The sequence below is a fragment of the Antarcticimicrobium luteum genome (genome assembly GCF_004358185.1).
Classification (GTDB): Bacteria; Pseudomonadota; Alphaproteobacteria; order Rhodobacterales; family Rhodobacteraceae; genus Antarcticimicrobium; species Antarcticimicrobium luteum.
Genome location: NZ_SMUV01000024.1, coordinates 1 through 9,231, shown reverse-complemented (window position 1 = coordinate 9,231; position 9,231 = coordinate 1). Strand labels below are relative to the sequence as shown.

Below are 9,231 nucleotides of genomic sequence, written 5' to 3'. Positions count from 1 at the left end.
GGAAGCCGATCATCTGGTTGCAGGCCTTGGTCGCCTGACCGGTCCCGGTTGGCCCCATGTGAGTGATGTTGTCGCAAAAGCAGGCGAGCACCGGCCTGACGGCGTCGACGGCATGTTCGGGGCCGCCGACGAAAGCTGCAAGGGTTCCTCGCTCCGCGCCGACGATGCCGCCGGAAACGGGGGCGTCGACCCAGATGCTGCCGGTCGCTTCTTCCAGGCGGACCGCCATGCCACGTGTGTCGCCCATTGGAACAGTGGAATGATCCACCACATAGGCCGGCGGGGTGCGGGACCTGGCGACGCCGGCGGCGCCGAAGACCACGTCCTCCAGCGCCTCGACGCCGGTGACGCAGATGCAAAGGACATCGCAGGAGTCGGCCAACGCCGCCGGGGTTGCGGCCTGTTGCGCCCCTTGCGCGGTCAGCTCCGCGACCTTCGCCGGAGATCTGTTCCAGACGGAGAGCCGATAGCCCGCGTCGGCGATTCGCGCCGCCATCGGGGTTCCTATGGCGCCAAGGCCCATGAAGCCGATTTTCACTGTCGAATGCTCCCGAGGCTAATCTGGACTGTGGCGGATCGACAAACTCGCGCCCAGTCTAGGAGGCCCGAAGCGATGAGGGCCAAGACGAAATGCATCTCAATAGCGCGGGGGCGAGAAAGCCGTTGATAGCCCAACCCTCTCACTTCCCCGCGATAACGTATTGGACGCACTGATCGGGGCCGTGCACTGTGCCGTGATACGGAGGCGGCGCCTTGCGCGAAATGGAGGTGTAATACCTCCTTCCAGCCATCCGGGGAGGATATCTATGATCGCATTAATCGACCGTCTTGCGACGCTGGCGGCCAAAGCCACGCTCTGGCTCGCCGCGTTACTCTTGCTGTTGATGGCCATTCACATCACCGCCGACGTGGCGATGCGGAACCTGTTCGGCGCGCCCATTGCCGGAACCCTGGAGTTCGGCACCTACTACTACATGGTCGCCGCCTCCTTTCTTGCGCTGGGCTATGCCCAACTGCGTGACCACAATATCTCGGTGGACATCCTCGTCTACAGCGCCCCGGCTGACGACATGAATGGTCGCCTCGTCCGGACTGACCAGGATAAAACGGTCCTTGATCGTGTCGTAATCGGCCATCAGCACCACGGCTCCCGTCTTCCGCTCCATGTGCGGGCCAGACCTTCCGCCACAAGCATGTCGCCGGCGTCCCGGCCGTTGACGCGGACAGCCGCCAAGGTGCGGCCGTAGCGATCGGTATCCTGTCGCTGGATCTCCACCTTTCCACCCTCAAGGATGGAAGCGAGCCGTTGTTTGGACTGCTGCGCCAGGTCGGATTCGAAGCGGCATTTCCCCTCGATCTCCGGTGCGTCGATATTGAAGATCCGGACAGATTCGCCGCCACGGCTTCCGACGCGGAACGTGTCCCCGTCCCAGATGCGGATTTCTGTCGGCTCGCACTGCACGGCGCAAAGCATGATGGTGACGATGATATGGCTGTTCATTGGCCTGCTGTCTTCGGCTCCGTGTTGTGGGATTTGATGCCGGACAGATCGATCCGGATGCTCGCCTTGTTCGGGTCTTCGTCCTTGAACGGGGGTTCTGAAGGCCCCTCGCCCGCCTCGGTCTCTGCCGACTGCTCACCATCGGCCTCCTGAGCCTCGGCGGCCTTCGGCTCCGCAACCTTCACGTCTTCGGGATCGTCGGCATAGAACACGCGCTCCCCCTCGAAGATGCCGGTGCCATAAGCCCATATCGCGTCATCGAACGCCTCCGGCCGGGGATTGCCGTACCACTTCGTGACGATGCGGTAGACCTTGCCGAATAGAACCGTGCCCATGCGGAGATTTTCGCAGGAATCGAACAGGTCGATGCTCAACTCGCTCTTGTCGGCAACACCGAGGCCGGCCGGATACTGCGTCAGCCCGACGCGAACCACGGCCTGGCCCACATGCTGTTGCGTCAGCGCCAACGCTTCTTCCGCCGTGGTCGGCTTGGGAACGGCAAACGTCCGTTGGCCGCTCTTCACCGTAACCGTCAGGTGGTCGGCAGCGCCGACTTCCTCGACAAATTTCTGAACGATCTCGACGCTCAAGCGCGGATCGGCACATTGTTGAATCAAAGCCGCGTCGATCATGCCCGCTCCTTTCTCAAGTATTGAAGGCCATCACCAGCGGAAGGCCGAACAGCGAGGCCCACGCCTCTGCGCTCGCCTTCTGGATTGCGACAATATTGGTGTTTCCGATCCACCAGCCGTTGCCTGTGGCAACGATCACATCGGGGTCGTGCAACATGGATTGCAGGACCGGCCAGATGATCAATTGTTCGTAGCAGATGAGCGGCGCCACGCGAAAGCCCGCGAATTCAACAACCGGATTGGCGAAGAAATGCGCGTGTGCGCCTCCGGTCGTCCAGGGCTGCCACATGGAAGCCGGGACCGGCATTCTCTCTTTATAGAGGATCCGCGAACCTTCCGGCGCGATCTCCATCATCACATTGTCATAGCCGACCGGATCGACCACGGCGGCCCCGCCATTGACCTTTACGTCGAGTCCGACAAGCTCTCGGCTCCAAAGCCGCTCGGTGGTGCGGCCCCATAGGCCAAGGGCACTTTCGGGTAGGACCACGGCCTTTGCTCCCTGCTCTACGGCTTCTTTCACCATGGAGATTGTCTCAAGATGTTGCGCGTAATCGGCATATTGCCCGGCCGCCGTGAACTTGAAGCCGGTGTTGATCCCTGCCCACCCTTCCGGTACTGCGGGAGGCGTCCACGTAGCGGCGGACCAAGCGTAAAATCCTCCCAGGACGAACGCGCCGATCGGCCAGGTTCTTGTCGTCATGACGAGCAGGCCGATCGCAGTTGCTGCCAATCCGAACCATCCCCAGCCCGGAAACAGGATACCGGCCGCCGTGATCGGGCTTGCCCATCCGGTGATGCCGAATGGCGGGATGCTCATGAGGATGGCCGCAATCGCGTAGCGCAGCGGCCGATGCCAACCGCCCCTTCTCGTCCAGAGCGCGGCATGGACCGCAACGAAGAGGATCGATGCGGCAATCCAGAAAACAAGCCCGATGGCGAGCTGCTCGCCGAAGAATATGGATGTCCCGACTGGAAGGCCGCGCGCGGCGCCTAAGAAGTGGGCGGCCGCCACAAGCGCCGCGACGGTTCGCGAGGGCGCGAATGCCCAAAGTGCTGGAAATGCAACGCCAACCGGGAATGCCAGGGCATGGCCGCTCCACCCCACAGTGCCGGTGATGATGCCGCCCGCGACGAAGGCTACGCCAACGGTGATACTACGGGGTGAAGGTGAGAATTTCGCGCGCGAGGCCGAGCGCGCCGGACGTGGGGATTGGGCCGAAATATCTTGAATCATAAGAACCAACAAAATCCGAATGCAGGAACACTGTGCCCTCGCTCACCCTGCCTCCGGCAAAGATCGGCATGGCGCGACCTTCAGCGTCCGCCTTGAGGACAAGCGAGGATGGCAAGGGCTTGCCGTCAATGAGGACCTGGCCGTCGATCTCGACCGCCTGACCGGCGACGGCCGCGACCGTCTTGATGAGCGGCCCGCTCCCGGAGGGGCAAAGACCGCGGGGCAAATAATGCCGCTCCAGCGCAAGTGCTGCGGCTGCGCCCTCAGGCGGGCAAATGAATATGCGGTCCCCTGCCCTGATCTCCCGGTTCAATGGCTCGATCTGCCAAAGCCCGAGGGGATAGGATGGGGTGAAGTTGATCCGGTAGCCGCCGAACGCAAACGCGCTGGCGATGCCACCGATCAGAAGCGCGCCGGCGCCGATGATCGCAAGGGCGTTGCGCCGTCTGCTCATCGGGTTATGCCCGGGTTGCGAGACTGCGTTTGCGTGCGGGCCTGTTGCTGCTGCAGATCCTTTTCATGGGCGGCAAGCTTCTGCGCTGCGTTGAATATCGGCCATGCGCTGGCGAGTTTCGCATGATCGCCGGGCGCGACCTTGGCAGCGGCAGCATCGAACGATTTGCCCTTGGGCTCCGCACCGCCCCTGAACGCCCGATTGCCGAACTTTTTGTCGAGGCTTTTATTGAGGTCATCGATCTCGGCCTTGACCATCTTATCGGCAAGGGCAAAGCCCATGGCCGAATGAATGTCGTTGCGGTCGATCGCATCGCGGACACGCTCGAGAACACGTTCGGCCGAACTTGAAATCGCCGGTATGTCGATACGCTGGCGGTCACGTTCGCGGCTCAATTCCACCGTCCGGAGATCCGCGATCTCAGCTCGCAGACGAATATAATCCTGCATGGATTTGCGCAGCGGCGCGACATTGCCGACGGCGCGCTGCCGTTCAGCCTTGGCCGCTCCTGACGCCAGCAAGCCGGTTTTGCCGCGCAGTGCCCCATAAGCCTCGGGATTGTTGGCGAGCTGGTCGTGAATACGGCTCTGTTCGGCCTTGGCGGCTGCGTCATTGCCATTAAGGGCCGGCGCGAGATTCATCGCCTTCATCGCCTCTTCGGGCTTCTCATAGATGAGCTTCATGCGATCGTTGATGTCAGTCCAATGGACTGTGAGGGTCGCGTCACCTTGCACTTTAGCCTCCACTGCTTGGCCGATGGATTGTGCCCAGGTCGCGACACCGCGCAACCAAGGCTGAGTTTGAGCGGCCGGTATGGAACGGGCGGACTGGTTGCGGCCGAACCGCTCGATGAAGCTGGCGAGTTTCGCGCCGGCGGCGGCCAGGCGCGCGCGCTGATCCTCGATCCAACGCGCATGATTTTTCGCCAGCGCCGTTGCCACGCGGATGCCGTAGAGACCGCGATTGTTCGCATAGGCCAAGGCCTGGTCGTAGAGCTTGGACCCGGCGTAATCGAGCGTCGTCCCTTTCGCTCCGGATCGTGATAGGCGTGTGACAAGAGCATGAAACACCTGCGACGGCTGCTCCTTCGAGGTGCTATCCTGCCGCGCTGTCCGCTGCTCGGCCGTCTCGATCCTGACAGCGGTCCAGACGTTGCGCTCCACGGTCCGCTCTTCAAGCCAAGTCGTCCCGGTGGCTTCGTTCGCGACCGGCACCAGCGTTTTGACGTCCTCGGTCCCGTCCCGGCGCAAGGTAACGGTATCGCCAATGGATGCTCCCGCCTCCTCGAGTGCCTTCGGTATCTTGACGCCCCATAGCCGATGCACCGTTCCATCGGCCGCCTTGAGGTCGGCATAGGGTGTCGGCTCAACGTCCTCACGATCGCGGAATTTCGCCTCTCCTGCCTCGACCAGCTCGCCGGTCACACCGGTGGCATGATCGATACGCCCCGGCTTGGCGAACATGGCAGCAGCCCCGATCCGCTGTGCGACCGGATCGTTTTCCTGCACAATTGCCGCCGTCCAGACATTCCGCTCGACAGCACGTTCCTCGAAGTGCTTCTTGCCCGTCGCTTCATCGATCACGGGAACCTTGACGATGACCTGCTCGGTGCCATCCTTGCGAAGCGTGACCACATCGCCAATTGATGCTCCGGACTGCTCGACGGCTTTGGGAAGGCTGACACCCCACAGGCGATGCGTGGATCCGTTCCGGTCCTGAAGATCCACGTAGGGCGACGGCGCAACGTCCTCGCCCTCCCGGAATTTCGCCATTCCGGCCTCGACCATCTTGCCGGTAATGCCGGCCATATGATCGACCCGCGAATACCGCTTGAACTCGTCGGCCGAAGCATACAGCTCGACACTCTCCCGATGACGGGTAAGCGCCACATAGGAAAGGTGGCGGTCGAACATCGACGCGGCCAGAACCTTGACGCGATCGACGGTCACGCCCTGGCTCTTGTGTACGGTCGTAGCATAGCCGTGGTCGACATTGGCATAGAACCGCTGATCGATCTCGACCATGCGCTTGCCCTCGCCAACTTCAACGACGATACGGCCCTTCCCGGCGTCCACCACGCGCCCGATCATGCCGTTCATGACGCCAAGGGAGCCTTCGTTCTTCAGGAATACGACCTGATCGCCAGCCGCGAAATTGCGCGCGCCGTCGGCGGTCCGGAATTCGTGCCCCTCGGAAAGCTGACCGCGTTCGATAAGAGCGGAACGCGCAAGCTCGTTGAGCGCCCGGACATCGCGCCGCATGTAAGCGAGGATCAGGCTCGAACGGTTCTGGTCGTAGTCCGCAACCCAATCCTTCACGAGCGCGGCAATCGCCTCGTCCTTCGTGGCCGCCTCGATGACATGGCCGCGATCGTTGTAGGCGGTCAATGCCGTTTCCACGTCACCGCGCGCAAGGCTCATGGAAGCTTCCCGCATCCACGGCTCGAACTGGCGATAGATCGTTTCCAGTTCGGCATAGCCGGTGATGTTGGAAAGCGAGGCAAAGGCGCCGCCCGCCTCAATCGGCTGTAACTGACCGGCGTCACCGACCAGGACGAGCTTTGCTCCGGAACGGGCAACCTCGGAAACGACTTCGGCCATCTGGCGTGAGGCAACCATGCCGGCCTCGTCCATGACAAAGATGGTCGTGTCGTCCAGGTGAAGCCGATCGCGCTGCCACTGCAATTGCCATGAGGCCAGTGTCCGGCTCTCGATACCGGCCTCCTTCTCAAGACCTTCGGCAGCTTTACCCGCGAGCGCACCGCCCACGACCTTGAAGCCCTCCGCCTCCCATATCTCGCGGGCTGCATTCATCATCGTGGTTTTGCCAGCGCCGGCGTGTCCGACCACCATGGCAAGACGTTCATTGCCTGTGATGCGCTCAACCGCAATCCGCTGCTCGTCGGAAAGGCGGCTTTGCGCTGCCAGGACCTCGTTTCGGACAGAGGCGGCAACACCGAACCGGCCCCGGCTAGAAAGCACCTCGGCCTGAGACGCCATCTCTGACTCAACGCGTATCATCTCCCGCGTCGAATAGCGGTTCGGCAGAACTTCCCCTGTGGCGAAATCAACGCCCTCCGCCTCGATCATCACAAGCTCCGGGCTCGCCATGATCTGCGCCATGAGGTTCTGAAACTCGCCCGCATCGTCCACATAGCGATGAAGATGTTTCGCAATGTCGCGTTCATCGAAGACGCTCCGCTCGCGCGAAACGGTGAGAACGGCGGTGAGAAAGTCGACCACGGTAGCGGTGGGATGAGCCCGCTGCGGGCGGCGTAAAAGTCGTCCACCTTTACCCTTTCTGGCGACAGGGAGGGCGGGAGGATTTTCACCGTGGATTTGTATCGGAAGGTTCGCCTGGCTTGTTCAGAAGGCATGAGCCAGCGCGAGGCTGCGCGTCAGTTTGGGGTTTCCCGCGACAGCGTTCGGAAGATGTTGGCGTTCTCGGTTCCGCCTGGATACCGGCGGACGGCGCCGGTGAAGCGGCCGAAGCTGGATGGGTTCACCGAGATCATCGATGGCTGGCTGGAGGGGGATCGCGAGGTCCACCGAAAGCAACGGCACACGGCGAAGCGGGTATTCGAGCGGCTTCGCGATGAGCATGGCTTCACCGGCGGCTATACGATCATCAAGGACTACATGCGGGAGCGCGAGCGGCGCGGCCGAGAGATGTTCGTGCCGCTGGCCCATCCGCCAGGACATGCCCAGGCCGACTTCGGCGAGGCTGTGGTCGTCATCGGCGGCGTCGAGCAGAAGGCGCACTTCTTCGTTATGGACTTGCCGCACAGTGATGCCTGCTTCGTGCGCGCCTATCCCGCGGCGACAGCGGAAGCCTGGGTAGACGGCCACGTCCACGCCTTCGCCTTCTTCGGCAGGGTGCCGGTATCGGTCCTCTACGACAACGATCGCTGTCTTGTCGCGAAAATCCTGGCGGACGGCACACGTCAGCGGGCCACGCTCTTCAGCGGGTTCCTGTCCCACTACCTGTTCCGAGACCGCTATGGCCGCCCCGGCAAGGGGAACGACAAGGGCAACGCGGAAGGATTGGTCGGCTATTCCCGCCGCAACTTCATGGTCCCGGTCCCGCGGTTTGTGAGTTGGGCTTCGTTCAACGCCTATCTGGAGGAGCAGTGTCGTAAACGTCAGGCGGATGTTCTGCGCGGCCAGTCCGAGACCATCGGGGAACGCCTCGTGCGAGATCTGGTCGTGATGTCTGATCTGCCACCCGCGCCGTTTGATGCCTGCGACCAAGCCACCGGGCGAGTCAGTTCCCAGGCGCTGGTGCGCTACAAGACCAACGATTACTCGGTGCCGGTCGCCTACGGCCACCGCGATGTCTGGATCAGGGGCTATGTCGACGAGGTTGTGATCGGCTGCGGTGGGGAGCTCATCGCACGCCATCCCCGCTGCTATGACCGCGAGGACATGGTGTTCGATCCGGTGCATTACCTTCCGCTCATCGAGAGGAAGATCAATGCTTTGGATCAGGCCGCGCCTCTTGCCGAATGGAACCTGCCGCCTGAGTTCGCAACCCTGCGCCGCCTGATGGAGGCGCGGATGATCAAGGCAGGACGCCGGGAATATGTGCAGGTTTTGCGCCTGCTGGAAACCTTCGACATCGATGATCTCCACGCGGCCGTGAAGAAGGCCCTGCAATTGGGCGCGGTCGGCTTCGATGCCGTGAAGCACCTCGCTCTCTGCCATGTTGAGAAACGGCCGCCGAAGCTGGACCTCGATGTCTATCCCTACCTGCCGCGGGCCAACGTGGGGACCACCTCGGCGGCCAGCTACATGTCTCTGCTGTCGGGAGACGCGGCATGACCGGTGCTCCGCAGATCCTGCTTGCTCATCACCTCAAGACGCTGAAGCTCCCGACCTTCTTGCGGGAGCACGAGAAGCTGGCGCGCCAATGTGCAGCCGAGGGCCTGGACCACGTCCAGTTCCTCGCCCGACTGGTCGAACTGGAACTGATCGACCGCGAGGGGCGGATGATCGAACGCCGGATCAAGGTTGCAAAGTTCCCCGCCAAGAAGAGCCTGGACAGCTTCGACTTCAAGGCGATCCCGAAGCTCAACAAGATGCAGGTACTGGACCTCGCCCGTTGCGAATGGATCGAGCGGCGCGAAAACGTCATTGCGCTCGGACCGAGTGGCACGGGCAAGACGCATGTTGCTCTGGGGCTGGGACTGGCCGCTTGTCAGAAAGGAATGTCGGTCAGCTTCACTACGGCCGCGGCACTGGTCAACGAGTTGATGGAAGCCCGCGACGAGCGCCGCCTCCTGCGGCTCCAGAAGCAGCTGGCCTCGGTCAAACTGCTCATCTGTGAACCGGCATGCAAGATTGACCCCTGTATTGGGGTAATCGGCGTCCAAAAGTGACCCCCCTGATATTTCTGTTCAGAAGCTTCC

At 62.2% G+C, this 9,231-nt stretch carries 8 protein-coding genes and 1 pseudogene; 3 read left to right on the top strand and 6 right to left on the bottom strand.

The genetic code is table 11. From position 1 onward, the window contains the following. The coding region (locus E1832_RS00475; protein ID WP_133357831.1) for an NAD(P)-dependent oxidoreductase at positions 1–538 on the bottom strand (538 nt) is incomplete at its 3' end. Positions 539–806: 268 nt separating this feature from the next. Between E1832_RS00475 and E1832_RS23215 the strand changes: the two genes are divergently transcribed. After that, a complete protein-coding gene (locus E1832_RS23215; RefSeq protein ID WP_133357830.1) occupies positions 807–1,247 on the top strand; it encodes a TRAP transporter small permease subunit in 441 nt (146 codons plus the stop codon). Here E1832_RS23215 and E1832_RS00465 read toward each other — a convergent pair. The 5 genes from E1832_RS00465 to traA are packed head-to-tail and all read right to left on the bottom strand — an operon-like array spanning position 1,136 to position 7,066. Continuing rightward, positions 1,136–1,501 (bottom strand): thermonuclease family protein, encoded by a 366-nt coding sequence (locus E1832_RS00465; RefSeq protein WP_133357829.1) that lies wholly within the window; start codon positions 1,499–1,501, stop codon positions 1,136–1,138. The genes E1832_RS23215 and E1832_RS00465 overlap by 112 nt on opposite strands. Next, entirely contained in the window at positions 1,498–2,133 is a 636-nt protein-coding gene (locus tag E1832_RS00460; RefSeq protein ID WP_133357828.1) for a TraH family protein, read from the bottom strand. The genes E1832_RS00465 and E1832_RS00460 overlap by 4 nt, the downstream gene beginning before the upstream one ends. 13 nt (positions 2,134–2,146) lie before the next feature. Next, positions 2,147–3,370, bottom strand: a complete 1,224-nt coding sequence (locus E1832_RS00455) for a conjugal transfer protein TraB (protein WP_133357827.1) — start codon at positions 3,368–3,370, stop codon at positions 2,147–2,149. Beyond that, positions 3,291–3,824: a conjugative transfer signal peptidase TraF gene (traF, locus tag E1832_RS00450; protein ID WP_133357826.1), complete on the bottom strand. Its 534-nt coding sequence runs from the start codon at positions 3,822–3,824 to the stop codon at positions 3,291–3,293. Before traF ends, E1832_RS00455 begins: the two co-directional genes overlap by 80 nt. Continuing rightward, complete coding sequence (gene traA, locus E1832_RS22770) at positions 3,821–7,066, bottom strand: Ti-type conjugative transfer relaxase TraA (RefSeq protein WP_245513719.1); 3,246 nt, start codon at positions 7,064–7,066, stop codon at positions 3,821–3,823. Before traA ends, traF begins: the two co-directional genes overlap by 4 nt. A 90-nt stretch (positions 7,067–7,156) precedes the next feature. Between traA and istA the strand changes: the two genes are divergently transcribed. Further along, on the top strand, positions 7,157–8,644 hold the full coding sequence (gene istA / locus E1832_RS00440) for an IS21 family transposase (RefSeq protein WP_133357824.1): 1,488 nt from the start codon (positions 7,157–7,159) through the stop codon (positions 8,642–8,644). Continuing rightward, a pseudogene (locus E1832_RS00435) lies at positions 8,641–9,150 on the top strand (ATP-binding protein); the annotation flags it as partial. The gene istA and the pseudogene E1832_RS00435, both read left to right, overlap by 4 nt. Positions 9,151–9,231: the final 81 nt, after the last annotated feature.